The following is a 20,172-nucleotide window of genomic DNA, read 5'->3' as shown; positions in this document are numbered from 1 at the left end:
GGGATGGTGGCGGGTTGAGCCGACACGTCTCTCACCCGTTCGGCTGTTCGAGCGGCATTCGGCTGGACGGCTACGCGCATCTGACCCGCGACGCTGCGCGAGCTCTCCTTCCGCCTTCCGGAGCCCGACGAGCCAGCCCGGTCGTCGGGGGCCGATCTGCAAGCGCAGCTATGTCACCGACGGCTCACGCCAGCAGGCGTGCTCGTCGGGATTCACCGGCAGCCAGCACGCTGGGATCCGCAAACAGGTCGATCCCGCTGACCGGCGACGTCGGTGTGCGCGCTGTCGAGATGCGCAGGCCAGCACCTCATGCCAGGGCCTAAAGAGGTCCCTCTACGCCGAGCGACATCCCCATCGAGCCGCAACCGCCTCTGAGTCACAGCAACAGCTCGGTCGGCATCTGCCAGTCGTCCCTTCCAATGCCGCTGCGTTCGGACGCCGACCATTGCGGCGGCCTCTTGGGCGGGCCGCCCGGCAGGGTGACGATGACCGTCATCGTCCCGGTCGCCAAGCTGCCGCTGTACCGATGGGAAAGCAGCCGGCGTCCCATCGCCTACCTCGACTTCTACACCCGGGAGCTCGAGCAGGGGCCGGCGTGACGCTGCCGGTGCTCGTGTCGGCCTATTGCGACGCTGCGGGTGCTGCGGCCGGCGCGCCGCCGCTACGCGAGACGAGCATCCTACGGGCACGGCACGGCACGGCACGTCGCCGGCGTCGCCGTCCTGCTGATGGTGCTCGGCATCGCCTTGCGGGTCTGGCCGCCTCTCGACCCGGCGCCGCTGCTGCGGCTTCCGGTGCCGCAATACCTGTCACAGAACGTCTGCATGTTCGTGGCGGGAGCGGCCGCCTATCGGCGCGGATGGCTGCGGCCCTTCCGGCGTGGGCGGCGTCGCAGGAGTTCGGCGCTGCCGCGCCGGCCGCTGCGGCACTCCTGCCCGTCGCGGTGGGCGATCCGGATGCCGCAGGCACGTGGCTGCTGCTCACCCAAGCTGCGCATGGCGCCTTCGACGGCCTCTACCACGTCGGCATGTCACTCGGAATCCTAGGCGCGTTCAGTCGGCGCTTGGCCGGACCGCCGCGTGCCCTGGGCCGTTTTCTGACCGGCAACGCCCGCGCGGCCATTGGCGAAGTTCGCCCTGGCATCGGCCATCTCGCTCCCCGCTGCGCTGGGTCACCGCGGCCGCGGTACGTGCGCTGCCGCACGTCAAGCGGGTGCTTCAGCGGCGAACGGCACATCTGACAAGCGTTGGAGAATGAGAGACAGCAGCATCCTCTGGCCTGGCATTTCGGCAGAGCGAAGAGAGGATCATCAAGGCATCGTGTCGTCATCCCACGGCGAGGATCGGCAGGAGGTTCGACCACGCGCGTTTCCGGCCGTCAGGCCATCGCCGGGCCGTCCGCCGGGGGACTTCGGCGGTTCGCACCAAGGCATCCACAACGGCGTGGTGAATGTCAGGAAGTCCCCTCGTGACCGATGTCCCCTCGCAAGGGCCGGGCGGCGCCTGAGTGCCGTTCGCCCGAAAAGCGCGTGCCGTCGTGAGCCGATCGTGGCCACGCGGGACCATGGAGTCCGGCCCTTGACTTGAACGGATGGACTCCGAATGCGCAAACCCCTGGACCCGGTGGACAAGGAGATCGTCAGGCTCCTCGTCACACATGGACGGATCAGTCACCAGGAGCTCGCACAGCGGGTGCACGTTTCCCGGCCGGCCGTGCACGAGCGCGTCAAACGCCTGGAGCAGGACGGCGTGATCCGCGGCTATCGGGCGGTGATCGACTGGTCCGCCATCGACCTCGGGCTTTGCGCCTTTGTGTCGGTGCAGGCCGATCACGATCTGTTGGGGACGCTGGCCGACCGGTTGTTCGGCTTGACGACCAACGAGGCGAGGGTTGAGGAGTGCCATCGCGTGACCGGCCAGTGGTGCGCACTGTTGAAGGTCCGGACCGCCTCTCCGGTCGCCCTGCAGCAGTTGCTCGACGACATCCTGACGATCGAAGGCGTCGATGCCGTCGTCACCACCATCGTCCTTTCGTCCTCTGAGGCAGTCAGCCGGGCATCACCCGGCTGACGAATCGTCGGCTGCGCGCACCGCGGGCGACCGTGGTCACGGCGTACCGAACCGACGAACCGTCGCAGCTCAGCGCCGTGCCTTGATGCCGGCGACCGGACCGCCTACGGTTCCCAGCACCGAGTCGGCCGAACCAGGGAGGACCCCATGGCGCACACTCCCGCCATTGAGATTCCGGATGCGACGGGGGAGCCCGACGCCTATGTCGCGTCGCTCCTTACGGCGCTCGGCGAGCGCGACCCGCTCGATCAGCTCGCCGACACCCCGAAGGAGGTGCGCCGCTTGATCGCCGACCTGTCGCGGGAGCAGTGGCTCGCCCAGCCGGACGGTGAGTGGTCCATCGAGCAGAATGTCGGTCATCTCTTCGACGTGGACATCTGCTACGGCTTTCGCATCCGGCTCATTTTGAGCGAAGATCGGCCCAGCTATCCGGCCTATGACGAGAAGCGGCTGGTCGCGCTCCCCAAGCCGCCGCTGCCTGACCTGCTCGACGCGTGGGAGGCGATTCGCGGCGCCAACGTCGTGCTCTACCGGTCCATGGATTCTGCGCAGCAGGCCCGCACCGGTGTCCATCCGGAGCAGGGCGAGGAGCCCGCGATCCGGCTTCCGCAGAAGATGGCCGGCCACGACATCGCCCATCTCAACCAGATCATCCGCACCATCGAAGCCGTCGGCTGATCGACCGGACGGCACACGAGCCGACCTTCTGGGCGCGCCGTGCCGGTGGCACGGCGCGCCACCCGCCCCGGTAGCCGGCCTCGCATACGCCTGCGAGGCCGGCTACCGGCACGTTTGAAGGCCGAGGATGAGCGTGGCCGGCAACCCCACGCCTATAGGTACAAGCCATCGGTGGCCACGAGGCGATCTCGTCGCGGCGAGTGCACGATGTGAGCGAGGCGGCGGCAGCGTGGTCGTCGAGCCGGGAAAAGTCAGCGCGTCGCGGCCCCTTCTTCCCCGAAATAGAGCCCGTACGACGCAGGGTGCGCCGGCCTGGCCCCATGCACTGACGAAGCCATTCGACAGCCCCCGGCAGCCCTCGGCAGCGCTGGTGCACGTAGTCGAACGGGGCCCATGGGGCCACTGAACAGGCCGAAGTTTCGAATGCCATGTGGTGACGATCTTGAGCAGGCGCTCAACCATCGGCCAGACCATACGGCGTGACACGCGGGGCTATGTGCGGAAAACCGCGAAGATGGCGACCGTGTGGAATTCGAGCCGCAAAAATGCTTGCCGCCGACACAAATGACACGTGCAGGACGCTCGGCTTGTGTCCCTGAAACGGGTGGTGGTCGCGACTGACGGGCCCGCTTAGGTCCGTTCTGACCATTCCCGTGACGGCCATAAGCTTGACTTATTGGCCGATGGAATGGAACGGCATGGCCTGGCAGCGTTTCGACGGTTCCCTGCCGCCCATCAAAGCGAGACGAGCGCCATCAACCCTGTTGAGCGGCGTATCTGTCAATGAGCGGCACAATCCTGCCAAAATCTGCCGGCGACGCTTCCTTGACCTGGCTGCTGCGTAGAGTGCTGCCGACCTGCGGCCCTGTGCCTGCAACCCTGTGACCAGGACGTCGTACGTGAACTCGCCGTTGTCGAACACCAGCGAGCAGTTCGTGCAAAGTTATTCGAAGGGAAACACCTCCATGGCCATATCGTTCGGCCGCATGTTCCGTCCCCTCGGCCTGGGCTTGGCGGTGACGCTGGGCGCCTCACTCGGCGTCGCCGTCACGCAGGCTTCCGCCGACACGGCCGCCAAGAGCGGGGCGGCTACCGCGGTGGCCGCCCAGCGGGTGAAGGTCTACGAACTGCTGACCAAGGATGGCGGCTACTACTACACGGCCAGCGAGTCGGAGAAGTACAACGCCATCACCAAGCATGGCTGGACGGTCACCCAGACGCCGCTGTACTACCTGTCGCCCACGCCGTTCGACGGCGGCAAGCCGCTGTACCGGCTCCGCTGGTTAAAGAAGGCGTCCTACATCGTGACGGCGTCGGTCATCGAGCGGGAGAAGCTGATGAGTTCGGGCAACTTCCGCTACGAGGGAGTGCTCGGCTACGCGCCGGGCTCGACCGAGGCGGGCGGCGACGTCAAGGTGTTCCGCCTGTCCAACAACGGCAGATGGCGCCTGGCGGTCGAGGCACACAAGAACAGCATCCTGGTCAACGAGCCCGGCTGGGAGCTCAACGGTCCGCTGTTCTTCCAGTTCAGGCAGGCAGGCTGAGCTTCTGATGGGACAGATCGCCTCAGGAAAGCACGAGGTGCCCTGTCCCATCGGTCCGATCCCCCGACTGCAGACCTTCGGCAACACGACACTGCCCGCGTGGGATGGGGCCCCTGCTTCCGATGAAGAATTGCGCTTGGCCGGCCGTTGAGGCAGTCGGTGGCGTGAATGGGGCGGAGTTTGGCCGGAACCACTCCTTCCTCATGCAGGAGAAGCTGCAAGACTCGGTGGTCGCCGTACAGGTCACGACCGCAGCGGGGACGGTCGGTGAAGGTCTTCTCATGGGGGTGAACGGTGCCGAGACTAGGCAGCCTGCCGGGTGTGATGGTTCTGGTCGGAATGGCGGCGGCATGCGGGCTCACGCCGGCGCCAGCGCCCTCCCCCGCGAGTCCCACGCCCGCCCCGTCACGGCACGAGGCCTCTCCTACGGCCAAGCCGTCCGCCGCATCAGCCCGGCTCTCGGTGCCCGGCAACCCCTGCCGCGTGCTGACCGCGTCGACCCGGTCGAAGCTCGGGATGCGGCAGGGAACCAAGGACCGGCTCGACCCGGCCTGCAAATGGAGCAACGACCCCGGCAATGCCCCACCGTTCAGGTTCAGGGACCTCAGCATCACCTATGACGCGGGATTCAAGGAGTTCACCGCTTCCCTGAAGGACGCGAAGGAGAGCTTCGCGACCAAGAAGAGAAGCGACTACCGGCAACCCAGCGCCTTCGGCGGAGCGCCGTCGGTGAAGGGCACGATCCAGCAGATCGGCACCGCCAAGGTGGGCGAGCACTTCGACGAGGGCTACTACGTGTACTTCGTCTATGAGGTCGGCGAGGCCAAACGCGGCGAAGGCAAAGCCGTCCTGCGCAAGGGCAACGTGGTGATCACGATCAGCTTCAGCGGTGCCGACGTGCCCGGGCGCAGGATGCGTGACGGCAAGCCCATCGGTAACGCCACCGCCCAGACCGCGATCGACGTCGTGGCGGGGCAGGCCATCGCGGCAGTGCGGTGACCGCCTGTTCTCAGGGTCTCTAACTACACCCTGTCTCCATCCTGATCATGCACAGCCAATCCACCACCCACAGGACATGGTCGCGCCGGGCCTGTCCGGGGCGGAGGTCCTCGGTTTCGAAGAGATTGAGGACGAGATCGCCAGGCTTGAGGGGCCCGTCACGCTTGGGGATCTCCTCGCAGGAGTACGCAGACCATTTCTGGGCCGCGACTCCCTCCTTTCCTCGCTCAGCGCACTCGTCCTTGCTGAGGGTGCCGTAGTACACCTCGGCCCCCGGCTTACCGGTCCACGTCGGACTGGGGTGTGGAGTCGGCGCGCTCGTCTCAATGCGGGGGAAGGCTGATGGGGTGATGGGAGGGGAGATCACGACAGTAGACGTCCCCGGAGTAGTCGACAAAGCAGGAGCAGGCGACAGGACAGGAGCAGGCGACCGAGCCGGAGTAAACGACGAAGCAGGAGCGACGGCTTCCGCGAGTCGAATCCTCTCCCCTGATGCGGCACCCGGCGTTTCGTGTGCTGTTCCCGCCGTGTTGGTGACGACGAGCACCACAGCGGCCCCTGCGCTCCCCACCAGGGCGAGGATTCCCGCGACGCAGGAGACGACGAGGCCGTCTCGCTGCCCGTTCTTCTGGCGGTATGCCACCTGACCTCCTCCTGTGACGGCGCGGCGGCACCTGTCATGAGGCCTGTTCATTTGGCGTCGGCGGATGCGCCGCGGGGTGGAGGGTCCCAGTGACCACCGCGCCGGCGTGAAGATCGCCCGGCTGGCACACCGATCGACGTGGAGGACCCGACCCATCGTGCGTCCGCCCTGCCCGGCGCCGCTCCTCAAATGATCACAGCACGTACGCGCCAAACCCAAGTCTTACTCCGGCCATCGAGCGCGGCATTTCTGCCATTCTCATCAGAAGCCCCTCCCGGGCGAGGCGGCGTCTGCCGCGCTGGGCCGAGAGCGCAGGAGAGTCCGTGCGCCGGGGGTGTCATCCGCCGTACACCTCGATGCGGTCGAGACTGATCACGGTGCTGCCGGAGGCGGGGTTCCTGGTGCCGGTCACCCGTACGCGCAGCGTGTGCGGCCCCGCCAGCAGGACGTGGCTCAGTAGTTGAGCTCCTCGCCGACACGGATGCCGCTGTAGTAGTCCAGGTGCTGTTCAGGGCCGCCGTCGACGGAGATCGCGGCGATGCCGTTGCCCCAGTCGCGCACCCTGAGCAGGGCCACCTGCGTGCCGCTGAAGCGGATCGTCGCCGTCGCTCCCGCGCGCCCGCTCCAATGGTCGTCGCCCTGGAAGCACTGGTTGCCGCAGCCCGACCTCGACTGCCACGTGCCGCCGTACTGGACCTGGTTCTGGCCGGCGCCCAGGTCGAAGTCGTTGATCACCGCGGTCGGCGCGCCCGGATCGCCCGAGGGCAGCGGCTGGGTGGTCCCGGCGGGCAGGGGCCGGCCGAAGTCCGGCGTGCAGTCGGCGTTCCAGGTGAACTTCTGCACCCGGGTCGTGCGGAAGGAGTAAGTGTAGGCGCTGGTGTTCTTGCCGTGGTGGGCGATCCAGTCCTCGGTGCCGTCGGGTGAGCGGAAGAAGGAGTGATGGCCGGCGCCCCACACGCCGGCGGCGTCATCGCGCCAGAACACCGGCCCGGGATGCTGCACCCAACTCGCGGCCAGCATCGGGTCGGCCCCGTCGGCGATGCTCGTCACCCACAGCTGGTAGTCGGGCTTGGCGGTGTCGCAGGTGGAGTAGGTCAGGAACGTCCGTCCATTGCGAAACAGCGGCGTGGGGCCCTCCCGCACCTCGCTGCAGCAGTCGGCGATCTTCGCCTTGAAGGTGTACGGAGCGGGTGGGTCCGGCGAGATCCACCTTGGCGTGCGCGGTACACGCGCCGTGGCTGCTCCAGCCCATGGAGTAGCCCAGCGCCGAGCGCGTCTGGCCGTCAGTGAGGGCGGTCCGGGACCATCCGTCGCCTTCGTAGGAGCTGCTCGTGCTGACCGCCCTGCCCGCGGCGAGGTTGCCGCCGGCCACCTCGATCTCGGCGAACTGCAGCCGGTAGTGGCTGTGCGGGTCTCGGCTCAGTTTGGTGCCCTCGACCTTCACGTAGCGCACCTCGATCGTCGGGAACGGGAACGTCTGCGCGCCCGCGCCGGGCGTGGCGAAGCCGGTACGCGTGGCCACGGTCGTCCAGGTGGACTTGTCGGCCGACACCTGGACGGAGAAGTCGACCGGCAAGCCCTGTCCGGCGCTGCCGGCGTCGGCCCGCGGGTACAGGTCCACCCGGCTGATCGGCTTGGTGGCGCCCAGGTCCACGGTGATCGACTACGTGTGATCGGTGGTCAGGTCGGAGTGGCTGCTCCAGCCCATCCTGCCCGCGATCGAACCGCGCTCGCCGTCGACGGCGCCCTGAGGGCTCCAGCCGTCGCCGTCGTACGAACTGGTCGCGGTGATCGCGCGGCCTTCTGCCGGGTTGGTCTCCGGGTTGACCTTGACGTTGTCGATGCGGGCGGCCGCGCCTCCGGTGATCAGGGCGATGTCGCCGGCCTGGTAGGCCTTGTCGGTCACGGTCAGCAGCGGGGCGGCGTCGTGCCCACGTACGCGGTGATCGTGTCGCCTCTGGCGACGACGCGTAGCCTGGAGCGCTGCCCGGGGACATAGCCCGGGACGTTCGCCCTGGCCAGCATGGTCTCACTGCGGACGATGAAGACCTCGCCGTTGTTGCGCTGGGCGACGAGGTAGCCGGTGTCCATCTCGGTTCCGCTGAGGTTGCGGACCATCAACCCCGCCCAGTTCTCCTGACCTCCGGTGGCGCGTGCCGCCGGCGGGCGGGATCTCGTACTCGCTGAGCCAGATGTTCTTGCCGTGCATGACCACATTCGGGTGGTCGTACTGCCGCCTGACGGTGATCTCGCTTGCCGGGATGCTCGCCCCGCCGGGCCCGCTCAGCGCGGTGGGGCTCAGCGAGACGCCGGTGACAGCCGCGGCCGGCCGGTACAGGACCTGCGCCGCCTCGTACTCTCCCCGCGCCGCGTACAGGGCGATCGTGGTCGCGGGGTGTGCGGGCGGGGTGCTGGTGGAGAACACGTGATCGGCGAAGTTGTGCACCCACGCGACGGGCACCGCGGCCTGGACGGCGGCGGGCAACAGCGGGATGAGCACACAGGCCAGCCCGGCTAAGACGGTGAAACGATTCAACAAGGGGATGTCCATGGTTCTCTTTCCTGGCTTCGTGCAGAGGGAGGCGTGGTGCCGCATCTCCCGGAGAGGCTGCGGGGTGGAGGTCAGGTGGCGATGCCGCTGCCGAGTTCGGCGGCGTGCCAGGGACCGAGACCGGGTGCGTCCTGCCAGGCGTGCCGCAGCGTGCCGGTGACGGTCCGGGCGAAGTAGCGCAGCCGCCCGATGGCGTCTTGGGCCGCCGCTCCGTCACCGGCGACGGTGATCGGCGGGCCGGAGGCCCGGATGAGCGTGGCGTCCCAGGGACCCGTGTCGAGGTGGCGCTGCCAGCTGTGGAACACCCGGCCGTCGGCCGTCCTGGCGAAGTACACCAGGCGCCCGCTGGGGTCCAGTGTGATGGCCGGATCTCCGGCGATGGTGACGGTGACGTGGGTGCCGTCGTCGTCGACGTTCGTGGTCAGCGGCAGGAAGTTGTTCGTGCTCATGGAGCGGTTGTCCCCGGTGAACAGCCTGTTCGGACTGTTCCTCCTCTATGTGGCGGTGTCGTTGCCGTTCACGGTGTTCCTGCTGACCGGGTACTTCGCCTCGCTGCCCGGTGAGCTGGAGGAGGCCGCGGCGATCGACGGGGCGTCGCGGCTGCCTACGTTCTGGACGATCATGCTGCCGCTGGCGCGATCGGGACTGATCACCGCGTTCACCCTCAACGCCATCGGGCTGTGGAACGAGGCGTTCCTCGCGCTGGTCTTCGTGCAGAGCACCGACAAGCAGACGCTGCCGCTCGCCCTGCTCGGCTTCCTGGCCAAGCAGCAGTACAGCGGCGCCGACTATGGCGTGCTGTTCGCGGGCGTGGTCATCATCGTGCTGCCCATGCTGCTGCTCTACGTCTGGCTCGGCCGGCGCATCATCGAGGGCATGACGCTCGGCGCCGGAAAGTGATCATGGAGCTCACTGCGTGAGAAGAGAAGGTCTCGAACTGCCCGTCGCCGAGCCCGGCCCCGCCAGCCCGCTGCCGATCCTGCGGGACAACGGGGTGCGCGCGGACACGAGCGCCGCCGATCCCGCCATGGCCGCCAGCATTGCCTACGGTCAGCCGTTCAGCCTGCTGCCGTACGGCATGCAGGACGACTACGGGCGAGATCGCCGGGTGCGCCGGGTGGACAGCGTCGTTCTGGAGAACGAGTGGCTGACCGCCACGTTCCTGCCCGGCTTCGGCGGGCGGTTGTGGTCGCTGGTGTACCGGCCGACGGGCCGCGAGGTGCTGTTTCGCAACCCGATCCTGCAGCCGGCCAACCTGGCGCTGAGGGGTGCGTGGTTCTCCGTCGGCGTCGAGTGGAACCTCGGCGCGACCGGGCACTGGCCGTTGACCTGCGCGCCCCTGCACACCGCCCGGGTAGGCGACGGCCTGCGGATGTGGGAGTACGAGCGGATGCGCCGCCTGGTCGTGCAATTGGACGTGCGACTCCCCCCGGGATCGCCCGTGCTCTTGGTGCATGTACGCCTGCACAACCCGCACACGACGGACGTGCCCGTCTACTGGTGGTCGAACATCGCCGTACCGGAGACACCCGGCCTGCGCGTGATCGCGCCCGCCGATCACGCCTATCACTTCGACTACGCCGAGACCCTGCACCACGTGCCCTTCCCCGACTGGAAGGGCACCGACCGGAGCTACACCACTCGGGCCTCGGCGGTAGCCGACTTCTTCTTCGACATCGCCGAACGCCCCGGGATCGCCGCCCTCGATGAGACGGGAAGCGGCCTCGTCCATACCTCCACCCGCCGGTTGAGCGGCCGCAAGCTCTTCCACTGGGGCAGCTCCCGGGGTGGGCAGCGCTGGCAGGAATGGCTGAACGGTCCGGACGCGCGCTATCTGGAGGTACAGGCGGAACTCGCCCGCACCACCTGGTCGTGGACGGAGGCGTACGGACTGGTGCACGCCGACCCCGACGTCGTCCACGGTCCATGGGACCAGGCCAGGAAAGCGGTGGACAAGGCCGTCGCCGTCCTGCTGCCCGAGACGACGCTGGAGGCGCGGCACCGGTGGCTGGCCCGGACGTCCAGGCGCGCCCCGTCCGACATCCGCTACGCAGCCTCAGAGGATGTTCTGTGACGGTATGGGCTTTTGGTCCCTGCAGTTGAGTAGGGATTTTCGTGAAATAGGTTGACGTTCAGTGTGAGTGCGCTCAACTGACAGTTATGAGCGAGCGGAAGCCGTACCCCCAGCGATCTGTCCGATGAGCGGTGGGAACTGATCCGGCCGGTCATCACTTCGTGGAAGGGTCAGCACCCCTCCGTCAGCGGTCATGAGGGCCGCTACGAGATGCGGGAGATCGTGAACGCGATCCTGTATCAGGCCCGGACCGGCTGCCAGTGGCGCTATCTGCCGCACGACCTGCCGCCCTACACCGCGGTCTACTACTACTTCGGCGCGTGGCGCGATGACGGCACCAACCAGACCATCCATGATCTGCTGCGCTGGCAGGTGCGTGAGCAGGCGGGCCGGGCTGAGGATCCCAGCGCGGTGGTGCTGGACACCCAGACCGTGCACACCTCCGTCAACGCGCCGGCCGACACCACCGGGCTGGATCCGGGTAAGAAGAGCAGGGGCCGCAAGCGCGGCATCGCCTCCGACGTGCTTGGCCTGGTCATCGCGGTCGTGGTGACCGCAGCCAGCGTGCACGACAACGCCATCGGCATCGCGCTGCTGGACAAGGTCGCGGCCGCCAACCCCAGCGTGACCAAGGCGTGGACCGATGCCGGGTTCAAGAACGCGGTCGCGCAGCATGGTGCCGGGCTGGGCATCGACGTGGAGGTGGTGCAGCGCAACCCACACACCCTCGGGTTTGCGCCGCTACCCAAGCGGTGGATGGCCGAGCAGGTCTACGGCACCCTGATGCTGCACCGCCGGCTGGCTCGCGACTACGAGACACGACCTGCCAGTTCCGAGTCGATGATCTACTGGTCGATGACGGACAACATGGTTCGCCGATTGACCGGGACGGCCACGTCGACCTGGCGCGATCCCGTCCCCGTGGCGGCATAGCAGAGCCGGGGACGCCGATGCGCGAGTTCCTCGAGCGCCTGGCCGAGCGGGAGGCCGCCGCCCAGGCCGAAGCCGACGACCTGCGCGAGCAGATCGCCGAGCTGTCGGAGCGGCTGAGCACTGTTGAGCAGGTGCTGTCCCGGCTGCGCGTCACCCGCGCGACGATCCTGGAGATGACCGGCGAGTCGGCCGGGAGCAACTCTGCCGCGCCGGCGCTTTCGCCCGTCTACCGGCAGATCCTGGCGATCGTGGAGCAAGCGCCGGACGGCCTGCGAGCCAAGGACATCTGCCGGCTGCTGAATATCGGCGTGGAACACACCCACACCGAGAGCCTGCGCGCCAAACTCAAACGCATGGTCGCCCGACGCATCCTCGTTGAACCCGAACCCGGCCTGTTCACGCTGCCCCAACCGGGTCACGGCGCATAGAAGCTGTTGCCCAAAGTCAGACCGGACGGAAGCCCACAGAACGCCCTCTCAGGCTGGGGAGCTCTGCAACGGCGGGCATCAGCGCTCCCCCATGACGACGCGACGCCTTTCGGGGATGAGACGCTCGGAACCGAGCAGCAACCATGGCTGCGCCTCTTGGATAGCGGCCGGCTGCCCGTCCTGCCCAAGGCCGGTCGTCCGAAGGAAGCACTGACCCTGACGAACTGGCTGCCGCACCGCAACCACGGCAGGATCCGGCTGCTGCGCTGCAAAGCCCCATCGCCGCAGGAAGGCCCGAGATCGCGGCCGCCATCCTGCACGAGGGGCTGGAGGTTCCGGACCTGCGGGAAGGCGAGGACTCCCTGCACCACCTCTGGGCCGATTGCCAGCGGGCCCTCGGCGCCGACAAGCCACTCCCCTCGAGGTGCGACTTCCGGATGAAGCCTTGAAGCCCACCCCTCCGATGCGGCTCGGCGGTCGTGGCGGACAGGGATGAAGTAATTCGCAGCTTGCCTACACCGGCGATCGGAAAGCGACCCGACCGAACCATTCTGTCTTGCCAAAGTTCGTTGCATTTCTGCCATTAAAATTCCTCCACCGAACCGCCCACAAACGCAGATTTGACATCCTAGATCTGCGCCCGCTTTACTCCGTTATGTGACATTCAAAAGGTACGGTAGAAAGAAGAATGCCGCCATCTTGCTGGTGGCGATTTCCGCGTTCGGCGCGGGCCTCATCCCCGCGTCGCCCGCCGTGGCGAAGCCCGCGCCGGGCGATCCCGACAGCAAGGCCGGCAACGCACTTGTCAACCTGGCCGAGTACCCGAAGCTGACCTCTGATCAACTCACCGCGAAGGTCGCCAAGGAACGCAAAAGCAGGCCCGCCGCTCCTCAGGAGACCGAGCCTTCCGCAGAACTGATCAGCGAGGAGATCCTCCCCGACGGCCGACTGCAGAGGTCCATCTACACCCTCGTTCCGGAGGCGAACCCCGACGAGGTCGCGGAGTCGCTGCGCAAGCAGGGGGAGAAGAACGTCCGGGTGGTCCGGCACGCTCCGACGTCGTCTGCGGAGTCCGACGTGCGGCCCATGGGGCCGGGGGACTGCGCCTACGGCAGTGCGCGCACGCTCACCTGTCCGAACTCCTGGTGGCCGAACCTGGGCCGGCACAATCCCGTGGTCCTTTTCAACGACCATTCGAGCGCAGCGTGGCCGACGACCAACGCCGTCTACAAGTGGAATCAGACGCCCAATATCGACAGCTGGTACACCTGGAACAACTGCAACCAGATCAACGTGAGTTGCGTTAACGTCTGGTCGGGAAATTACGGCAACTCCGGCTGGGCGGGGAAAACATACTTCACCTATGTCTGGGGCGGAACCGGAGAAATGCTCGCTTCAGACGTCCATCTGAACGAATATTATACGCCCACTACGTGGACCCGGAACCACGTTGTCACACATGAACTTGGCCACGTATTGGGCTTGGAGCACAACGTGTGGTCAGGTGACGTCATGCACGCCCAGCAGAATTTGAGGGAGGACATCGGCGGCGAGAATCCGGCGCTGCTCGCGCAGGTTTACTCCATCGATCGCTAGTAAGGGGTTGCAGCCGATCGCGGGAGCGCCGTGCAACGGCGGGCCAGCCCACCGGGCAACCCACGTGCCGGACGTCATTCCGCCGGTCTGAAACCAATGTTTTCAAGGAGATCTCGCGCAATAATGCGCGGGGTCTCCGCCACTGATCCACCGCCGACTCAAGCGCATGTGGTACCGAACCACTCGCTGCACGCCTTCGTCGCTCACACGGGCCTGTCCCTCGCCGGCGGAGCATCCTGACTGTTTCGTGCGCGTCGGCACGATGCAACCCGCTGCCCAGGCTCGCACCGATCGAATGATTCCTAGACATCCGCTTCGAGCGCCTCCCATAGGGGTTACGCACCTCCGCGGCCGTGTCGTCAGAGAACAGTGTAAGTCCATGCGCATCCGTCACCCTTTGGGAGAGCGGGAGCCGATCCCCAATTGGCGGGTGCTGCACGCCGTGATGCGGCATTTCCGCGTCGCCGGATCGCGGCGGGATCTGTCTGCCGAGTACGGCTCAGGATCAGTCTGCGACCGCCTTCTTTCGTGTGCGCTCTCGGGCGTTCTGGCCAGCTCGGCGGCTGGGACCTTCACCTGGCCGGCGACAAAGTCGACCGCCTCGTCCGGCAATTCGGGGCCGTCCTCGGGGAAGCGGCAGTGCTGGGCGAAGATACTTCAGCCATACCGCCAGCGCCAGCTTGGACGGGCCGGTCCGACCGGTCAGCAGGTCCGGCTCCTTGCCGCTCAGCAGCCAGTGCTCGATCAGCTCCGTTCGCCCAGGGTGCGCGCCATGGGATGCCGATCTCTCTTCTACGCTCACAAGCGGTGGCGCCCTGTCGGCCGCCACGCCCATGCGTGCGAGGAAAGTGCCGAGAGCTATCGGCAACTCGGCACTCTCTTGGCTGGAGCTCGCCCGGCCGTGAGGCCGTCACCCACGACCTGTCATCGACGACAGGTCGTGCTCAGCCGTTTCCGGCAGCGGCGGGTTCTGGGGGCGCCGACGGCAGGGTGCGAAGGCGGCTCACCGGGGAGATGACGAGCCCGATCACGACGGTGGCCGAGCCGATGGCCGCCGTCGTGAGCGCGCCCTTGGCGCCGACCGCACCCGCGAGAAGGCCGGCGGACAGACCGCCGAGCGCGCCGCCGCCGAACAGCAAGGTGCGGAAGACCGCGGTCATGCGGCCCATCATCGCCTGTGGGGTGCTGGTCTGGCGCAGGCTGACGATGATGACATTGGCGACGCCGAGACCCAGGTAGGTGGCGAAGAAGGACAGGACGAACATCCCCACCATCACCGGCCTCGGGCCGCCCGCCAAGACGATCAGTGCTGGGCCCAGCAGGAGAGCCGTCTGAGCCACGAGATAGACCAGCCCGAGCCGGAATCGCGCGATGATCTTCCGGGAGATCACCGCGCCGATCAAACCGCCCACGGAGGCCGCCGCGAAGATTGCGCCCAGGGTGGTGGAGTCCAGCTGCAGGTCACGGGTGCCGTACAGCAGGAACATGGTCCAGACGGTGACCATGGAGAAGTTGCAGCAGAACCCGACGAGGGCCAGCGCTCGCAGGATCGAGTTGCCGAAGACCCAGCGCAGCCCCTCGCGCAGCTCGGCCAGCAGGCGTCTTTTCACCGCAGGTGGGTCTGGGCGTGGCTCGGGCGTGCGGATCAGCAGCAGGGACGCCAGTGACACCAGGTAGGAGAACGCGTCGACGACCAACGCCACCGGCGCCGTCAGCGCACTGATCAAGGCGCCGGCGAGCCCGGGACCGGCCACGTCAGCCGCCGACGAGCTGATCCCCATTTTGGCGCTGGCCTCGACGTAGTGCTTGGGGTCCTTCACGAGGGTGGGCACGAAGGACATCCAGCTCACATCGAACAGCACCGACGCGACGCCGATGACGCAGGCGATGACCAGTAGCGGTGCCATGCTGAGGACGTCCAGCCAGAACAGCACCGAGATCAGTGCGAGCAGGACCATCCGGGTGAGGTTGGCCCACATCATGACAGGCCGCCGCCTGACCCGGTCGACCCAGACCCCGAACAGCAGAGCGAGCCCAAGGTAGGGCGCGAGCTGCAGGAACCGCAGGAGACCGACCTGCTCGTCGGTGGCACGGAACGCGTAGATCGCGGTCAGCGGCAGCGCAAGGTTGGTGACCTGGGTGCCGAGCAGCGACAGGGTCTCACCGAGCCAGAACTTCAGGAAGTCGCCGTTGCGCCACAGCCCTTCCCTCGAGGAGGCATCTGGATCAGCGACAGGTTCAGCGATCGTCACGATCCGCCTGCCGCGCTGAGCTCGGCGACCACCGCGACGACCTGGTCCACTTCCTGCTCGGTGTTGTAGTAGTGCGGCGACAAGCGCAGGCACCAGTCGATGTCCTTGTCGCCGAAGTCGAACTGCGCGAAATGGCGGAAGCTCAGCGCCGAGTTGATACGGCGGGCGTCCATGGCGGCCTTGAACGGCTCCGGCTGCCAGCCCTCGATGGCGAAGGTGACCAGGGCGCCCAGTTGCCGGCCGTGGTCGAGTACGCGTATCCCGGGCAGGTCGGCGAGCCTGTCGCGCAGGCTTGCGGCCAGGGCGGGGGTGCGGCGTGAGATGGCGTCCATACCGACCTGGCGGGCGTAGCGTGCGGCGGCTGCGCAGCCGAGGAGGATGGCGTAGGGGAATTCCCAGTCCTCGAATCTGGCTGCTGTCTCGACGGGCTCGTAGCGGCCCGGCTCGATCCAGCGGGCGCCGTACATGTCGATGAACAGCGGCTCGTAGCCGGCGCGCAGGACGCGGTCGGACACGTACAGGAATCCAGAGCCGCGGGGGCCGCGCAGGAACTTGCGGCTGGTGGCGGTGAGCAGGTCGCAGCCGATCTCGGCCACGTCGATCGGGTACTGGCCGACGGACTGGCAGGCGTCGACCAGGTACAGCAGATCCAGGTCGCGGCAGTGCCGGCCGATCTCAGCGACCGGCTGGACCAGCCCGGAGTTGGTGGGGATGTGGGTGGCGGCCACCAGCCGGGGCCGGTGCTCGCGCATCAGGGCAGCCATCGCCGCCACGTCCACCCCGCCCTCAGGCAGGTCAGGCGCGTGCACGACCTGCACGCCGAACCTCTTGCTCAGCGACAAGAAGGCGATCTGGTTGGAGATGAAGTCGTTGCGGGTCGTGAGGATGACATCGCCGGCATCGAACGGGATCGCCGACAGGGCGGTGGAGAACGCGTGGGTGGCGCTACCGGCGAACGCGATGTTCTCGGGAGCGCAGTTGATCAGGGCGGCGGTCTCGGCGTAGAACTCGCGGACTTGCTCGGCGCGGGCGGCCGAGGCCTCGTAGCCGCCGATGTTCGCCTCCAGCTGCAGGTGGTTGACCATCGCGGCCAGTACCGGCGCGGCCAGCAGACCGCAGCCGGCGTTGTTGAAGTGCACGACGTCGGCGGCACCGGGGGTGTCCGCGCGCAGGGCTGCGACGTCCAGAAGCGATTCTGCGGAAATCTCGGAAGCGCTATTATTGTTTCTCATGTCAGACAGTAGCAGTTCTGCGGGGCTGGCGACCAGGATGCGCGCGATGATCGACCGGCTGGCGCCGGGCGACCGTCTGCCCAGCAGCCGCGAGCTGATCCGGCGCTACCAGGTCGGCCCCGCCACCGTGTCACAGGCAATCGCCACACTCGCCGCCGAGGGCCTGGTGGTCACCCGTCCCGGCAGCGGCACGTACGTGGCAGCACGCGCTCATCGGCGCGCCACGGTGGCCGACACCGCCTGGCAGACCGTGACCCTCGCCGACCGGACCGTGGAAACCCGAATCCTCACCGGCGCCGCCGGTTCGCCGCCCGCGGGTACGCTCATGCTGGACGGCGGCTACCTGCATCGATCGCTTCAGCCCACCCAGATCCTGGCCGCGGCGCTGGTCCGCGCCGCACGCCGCCACGACGCCTGGGACCGCGCTCCCGCCAGCGGCCTGGCGGCCCTGCGCAGTGTCTTCGCCACCATGGCCGGCGGCGGTGTGAGCGCGGACGACATCCTGGTCACGGCCGGGGGGCAGAGCGCCCTGTCCATGGCGTTCCGGGCCATCGCGGCGCCGGGTGACCCCATCCTGATGGAGTCGCCCACCTATCCGGGAGCGATAGCCGCCGCCAGGGCGGCCGGCCTGCGCCCGGTACCGGTGCCGATGGATACCGACGGCCTGCAGCCCGACCTGCTGGCTGACGCTTTCGCCATGACCCGCGCACGCCTGCTGTACTGCCAGCCGGCCCATCACAACCCCACCGGCACCGTGCTCGCACCACGACGCCGCCAGCAGATCATCGAAGCGGCCAGGGCAGCAGGCGCATTCGTGATCGAAGACGACTTCGCGCGACACCTTGGCCACGGCATGCCGGTGCCGCCGCCCTTGCTGGCCGACGATCGCGATGGCACCGTGGTCTACCTGACCTCGCTCACCAAACCGGCGGCGCCGAGCCTGCGCATCGGCGCTATGGTGGCCCGAGGCCCGGTGATGGAACGCCTGCGCGCCACCCGTCTGGTCGATGACTTCTTTGTCACCCGCCCTCTCCAGGAAACAGCTCTCGAACTCCTCAGCTCCCCCGCCTGGGAACGGCATGTCCGTTCTCTGGCCGCAGCCCTGCAGGAGCGGTGCGGAGCGCTGGCGGCCGCCGTCACGCACGAACTTCCCCACTGGACCCTCACCCGCATCCCCACGGGCGGCCTGCACCTGTGGGTCCGCCTGCCGTACGGCACCGACGACGCCGTGATCGCCGACGCGGCCCGTCAGCACGGGGTAGCCGTCAGCGCCGGCAACCGCTACTTCGCCACCGAACTCCCGGCGGCCTACCTACGCCTCGGCTTCGCCGCCACCGCCGACCGCACCGAGCTGATCGAAGCTGCACGCCGACTCGCGTCCGCCCACGAGCACGCCGCCGGCACGCGCTGATCGAAGCGCCAGACCACACCCACCGCCCGCGGACCTTCGAGCATTTCGCTGACCTGCAGGAAAGCACAGGTGGCGGTTGGTGGAGCCAACCTCGCCGGCACTCCGAAGGCTCGGGCAGGGAGGGTTGACCTCCTGCCTGCGCGGGCAAACGCTCAGCCGACGCTCGGCGCCTACCTCCGTGCCTCCACCGGCGTGCGCCGTGGAAGCGGCTTGTTCGTCCTCGCCCTCACCGGCGGGCTCCCATCGTCCGGGCTGCCACGATCGCTGCCCGCCGATAGGGAAACGTTTCACTGACGGGGTCGGTGCCCGTTCGCGCGCCGTTGGCGGTGGCGGTAGTCGGTCGGAGAGATGCCATGGCGCTTGACGAACTGGGTGCGTAACACACCGTTGGAACGGAACCCTACTCGTCCGGCGATCTCCCGAATCGACAAGTTGGTGGTCGCCAGCAGTTCTTCTGCGAGGTCGAGCCTCTGATCGGTGAGCCAGGCGTAGGGGGTGGTACCGGTCGCGGCCTGAAAACGGCGGGCGAAGGTACGAGAGCTCATCAGTGCCTGCTTGGCCAGCTCGTTGACCGTCAAGGGCTGGCTCAAACGGGTACGCGCCCAAACGAGCAGCTCGGCCAGGCGCGCGTCCTCGTCGTCGGCGAGCGACCGGGTGCCGATCTCCGAGGAGCTGGGAACATACTGTGTCTGCCCGCTTTCACGGCGCGGTGCGACCATCCATTCCCTGGCCACGGCGTTGGACACGGCCGCGCCATGTTCGCGACGCAGGAGATGCAGGCACATGTCGATGCCGGCGGCCGCACCGGCGCCGGTGACCACCTGTCCCTCGTCAACGTACAAGGCATCGCTCTCCACGGTGATCGACGGATGGCGGAGGGCCAGATGGGCGGACAAGGACCGATTCGTCGTGGCACGCAGGCCGTCGAGCAGACCGGTTTCGGCCAGCAGAAACGAGCCTGCGCAGTAGGCCGCGATGAGTGCTCCCCGGCGATACGCGTCGAGGAGCGCTTGGCTGAGGACCGCGGACACGGTGAGCGGCCGGAGCTCGCTGGGCAGCACGATGACCAGGTCGGCGGTGCCCAGCGCCTCAAGCCCGTGCTTCACCTGCATGCACATGCCGAAGTCCGTGGTCAGGGTGCCCGCCCTGTCGGCGCAGACGGAGAAACGGAACCGCGGCAATCCCATGTGACTGCGGTTCGCGAAGAGGCCGCTGACCGCGCTCAGCCCGAACGCGCTGACCCCGGAAGGGGCATAGGCGACCACAGAGCGGAATGGAGTCTGCGGTTTCCTGACGGACAGTTCAAGGGGCTGACGGCCTTCATGCGGCTGTCGCTGTAGCCAGGCTCGGCTTACAGATGGCCTCGATGGTGGTCCCCCTATAAGCACCGTGAAGTCTCCTTCCAAACGAGCCTGAGGTCACTGGTGAAGCCTGCTGATCACGGCGCGTACGGCGGCAGCTCGGCTTGTGGATGCGTAAAGCGATGCTGCGGAGGCGCCGTGAGCACGAGCCAGATGCCTGCGATCAGCGTCGGCTCAGAAGTAGGTTGCGGCCGGCGGGCTGTCCATGGCGCCTGAGGTTTACCTCACCTCATGCGTCGAACGCGGCGAAGCCGTCACTGAAGCTGCCCGGCGTTCCCGCACGCGTCGCGAGGCGTCTTGTCGGGGTCCGATACACCTGATGCGGCCGATGTGAGCCGATACACCGCAAGAGCTGGTAACCGGTGCACTTCCACGATCAGTACCCTCAATCTTCAAACACT

General features: G+C 67.6%; 17 protein-coding genes and 2 pseudogenes. 11 read left to right on the top strand and 8 right to left on the bottom strand.

All coding sequences use genetic code 11. The features are described from left to right. The first annotated feature begins 1,601 nt into the window (after nt 1-1,601). The 4 genes from ETD85_RS24530 (at nt 1,602) to ETD85_RS24515 (ending at nt 5,290) form a co-directional block, all read left to right on the top strand. Nucleotides 1,602-2,069 (top strand): Lrp/AsnC family transcriptional regulator, encoded by a 468-nt coding sequence (locus ETD85_RS24530; protein ID WP_138692128.1) that lies wholly within the window; start codon nt 1,602-1,604, stop codon nt 2,067-2,069. Between the two features lie 147 nt (nt 2,070-2,216). Beyond that, on the top strand, nt 2,217-2,747 hold the full coding sequence (locus tag ETD85_RS24525) for a DinB family protein (RefSeq protein WP_138692127.1): 531 nt from the start codon (nt 2,217-2,219) through the stop codon (nt 2,745-2,747). A 986-nt stretch (nt 2,748-3,733) separates the two neighbouring features. Next, nucleotides 3,734-4,291 (top strand): hypothetical protein, encoded by a 558-nt coding sequence (locus ETD85_RS24520; RefSeq protein WP_138692126.1) that lies wholly within the window; start codon nt 3,734-3,736, stop codon nt 4,289-4,291. Nucleotides 4,292-4,774: 483 nt separating this feature from the next. After that, nucleotides 4,775-5,290, top strand: coding sequence for a hypothetical protein (locus ETD85_RS24515; RefSeq protein WP_379507878.1), 516 nt, complete (start codon nt 4,775-4,777; stop codon nt 5,288-5,290). Nucleotides 5,291-6,386: 1,096 nt separating this feature from the next. Here ETD85_RS24515 and ETD85_RS24510 read toward each other — a convergent pair. The 4 genes and pseudogenes from ETD85_RS24510 to ETD85_RS24495 form a co-directional block, all read right to left on the bottom strand. Beyond that, nucleotides 6,387-7,076 (bottom strand): family 43 glycosylhydrolase, encoded by a 690-nt coding sequence (locus ETD85_RS24510; protein ID WP_240779388.1) that lies wholly within the window; start codon nt 7,074-7,076, stop codon nt 6,387-6,389. A gap of 292 nt (nt 7,077-7,368) precedes the next feature. Then, a pseudogene (locus ETD85_RS66905) lies at nt 7,369-7,587 on the bottom strand (discoidin domain-containing protein); the annotation flags it as partial. A gap of 9 nt (nt 7,588-7,596) precedes the next feature. Then, a complete protein-coding gene (locus ETD85_RS24500) occupies nt 7,597-7,839 on the bottom strand; it encodes a hypothetical protein (RefSeq protein WP_138692123.1) in 243 nt (80 codons plus the stop codon). A 2-nt stretch (nt 7,840-7,841) separates the two neighbouring features. Then, the gene (locus ETD85_RS24495) at nt 7,842-8,051 is read right to left on the bottom strand and encodes a hypothetical protein (RefSeq protein WP_138692122.1); all 210 of its coding nucleotides are present in this window, start codon (nt 8,049-8,051) and stop codon (nt 7,842-7,844) included. An 89-nt stretch (nt 8,052-8,140) separates the two neighbouring features. Between ETD85_RS24495 and ETD85_RS24490 the strand changes: the two genes are divergently transcribed. After that, a complete protein-coding gene (locus ETD85_RS24490) occupies nt 8,141-8,362 on the top strand; it encodes a hypothetical protein (RefSeq protein WP_138692121.1) in 222 nt (73 codons plus the stop codon). 193 nt (nt 8,363-8,555) lie between these two features. On the opposite strand, the gene ETD85_RS65890 is transcribed toward ETD85_RS24490, so the two are convergent. Beyond that, entirely contained in the window at nt 8,556-8,933 is a 378-nt protein-coding gene (locus tag ETD85_RS65890; protein ID WP_240779387.1) for a DUF8189 domain-containing protein, read from the bottom strand. A gap of 16 nt (nt 8,934-8,949) precedes the next feature. Between ETD85_RS65890 and ETD85_RS65885 the strand changes: the two genes are divergently transcribed. The 5 genes and pseudogenes from ETD85_RS65885 (at nt 8,950) to ETD85_RS24465 (ending at nt 13,515) form a co-directional block, all read left to right on the top strand. After that, nucleotides 8,950-9,384: a carbohydrate ABC transporter permease gene (locus ETD85_RS65885; RefSeq protein ID WP_240779386.1), complete on the top strand. Its 435-nt coding sequence runs from the start codon at nt 8,950-8,952 to the stop codon at nt 9,382-9,384. A 16-nt stretch (nt 9,385-9,400) separates the two neighbouring features. Continuing rightward, on the top strand, nt 9,401-10,558 hold the full coding sequence (locus ETD85_RS24480) for a DUF5107 domain-containing protein (protein ID WP_206058524.1): 1,158 nt from the start codon (nt 9,401-9,403) through the stop codon (nt 10,556-10,558). Between the two features lie 86 nt (nt 10,559-10,644). Further along, nucleotides 10,645-11,491 (top strand): annotated as a pseudogene (locus tag ETD85_RS24475) (IS5 family transposase). A 17-nt stretch (nt 11,492-11,508) separates the two neighbouring features. Then, on the top strand, nt 11,509-11,919 hold the full coding sequence (locus ETD85_RS24470; protein ID WP_138692118.1) for a hypothetical protein: 411 nt from the start codon (nt 11,509-11,511) through the stop codon (nt 11,917-11,919). A 699-nt stretch (nt 11,920-12,618) separates the two neighbouring features. Further along, the gene (locus tag ETD85_RS24465; protein ID WP_138692117.1) at nt 12,619-13,515 is read left to right on the top strand and encodes a zinc metalloprotease; all 897 of its coding nucleotides are present in this window, start codon (nt 12,619-12,621) and stop codon (nt 13,513-13,515) included. Nucleotides 13,516-14,459: 944 nt separating this feature from the next. On the opposite strand, the gene ETD85_RS24460 is transcribed toward ETD85_RS24465, so the two are convergent. After that, nucleotides 14,460-15,767 (bottom strand): MFS transporter, encoded by a 1,308-nt coding sequence (locus ETD85_RS24460; protein ID WP_138692116.1) that lies wholly within the window; start codon nt 15,765-15,767, stop codon nt 14,460-14,462. Continuing rightward, nucleotides 15,764-16,999, bottom strand: a complete 1,236-nt coding sequence (locus tag ETD85_RS24455) for an aminotransferase class V-fold PLP-dependent enzyme (protein WP_138692115.1) — start codon at nt 16,997-16,999, stop codon at nt 15,764-15,766. The genes ETD85_RS24460 and ETD85_RS24455 overlap by 4 nt, the downstream gene beginning before the upstream one ends. 46 nt (nt 17,000-17,045) lie before the next feature. On the opposite strand from ETD85_RS24455, the gene ETD85_RS24450 reads away from it, so the two are divergent. Continuing rightward, nucleotides 17,046-18,410 (top strand): aminotransferase-like domain-containing protein, encoded by a 1,365-nt coding sequence (locus tag ETD85_RS24450; RefSeq protein ID WP_240779384.1) that lies wholly within the window; start codon nt 17,046-17,048, stop codon nt 18,408-18,410. Between the two features lie 287 nt (nt 18,411-18,697). Here ETD85_RS24450 and ETD85_RS24445 read toward each other — a convergent pair whose 3' ends face one another. Next, nucleotides 18,698-19,675, bottom strand: a complete 978-nt coding sequence (locus tag ETD85_RS24445) for a GlxA family transcriptional regulator (RefSeq protein ID WP_206058523.1) — start codon at nt 19,673-19,675, stop codon at nt 18,698-18,700. Nucleotides 19,676-20,172: the final 497 nt, after the last annotated feature.

Origin of the sequence: Nonomuraea zeae (genome assembly GCF_005889725.1) — a bacterium.
Lineage (GTDB): Bacteria > Actinomycetota > Actinomycetes > Streptosporangiales > Streptosporangiaceae > Nonomuraea > Nonomuraea zeae.
This window is presented reverse-complemented; position numbering and strand designations above follow the sequence as displayed.

Coding starts and splice junctions, on each gene's coding strand:
- ETD85_RS24530 (WP_138692128.1), top strand. CDS start 1,602: ATGCGCAAACCCCTGGACCCGGTGGACAAGGAGATCGTCAGGCTCCTC.
- ETD85_RS24525 (WP_138692127.1), top strand. CDS start 2,217: ATGGCGCACACTCCCGCCATTGAGATTCCGGATGCGACGGGGGAGCCC.
- ETD85_RS24520 (WP_138692126.1), top strand. CDS start 3,734: ATGTTCCGTCCCCTCGGCCTGGGCTTGGCGGTGACGCTGGGCGCCTCA.
- ETD85_RS24495 (WP_138692122.1), bottom strand. CDS start 8,051: ATGGTCCGCAACCTCAGCGGAACCGAGATGGACACCGGCTACCTCGTC.
- ETD85_RS24490 (WP_138692121.1), top strand. CDS start 8,141: ATGACCACATTCGGGTGGTCGTACTGCCGCCTGACGGTGATCTCGCTT.
- ETD85_RS65890 (WP_240779387.1), bottom strand. CDS start 8,933: ATGAGCACGAACAACTTCCTGCCGCTGACCACGAACGTCGACGACGAC.
- ETD85_RS24470 (WP_138692118.1), top strand. CDS start 11,509: ATGCGCGAGTTCCTCGAGCGCCTGGCCGAGCGGGAGGCCGCCGCCCAG.
- ETD85_RS24455 (WP_138692115.1), bottom strand. CDS start 16,999: ATGAGAAACAATAATAGCGCTTCCGAGATTTCCGCAGAATCGCTTCTG.
- ETD85_RS24450 (WP_240779384.1), top strand. CDS start 17,046: ATGATCGACCGGCTGGCGCCGGGCGACCGTCTGCCCAGCAGCCGCGAG.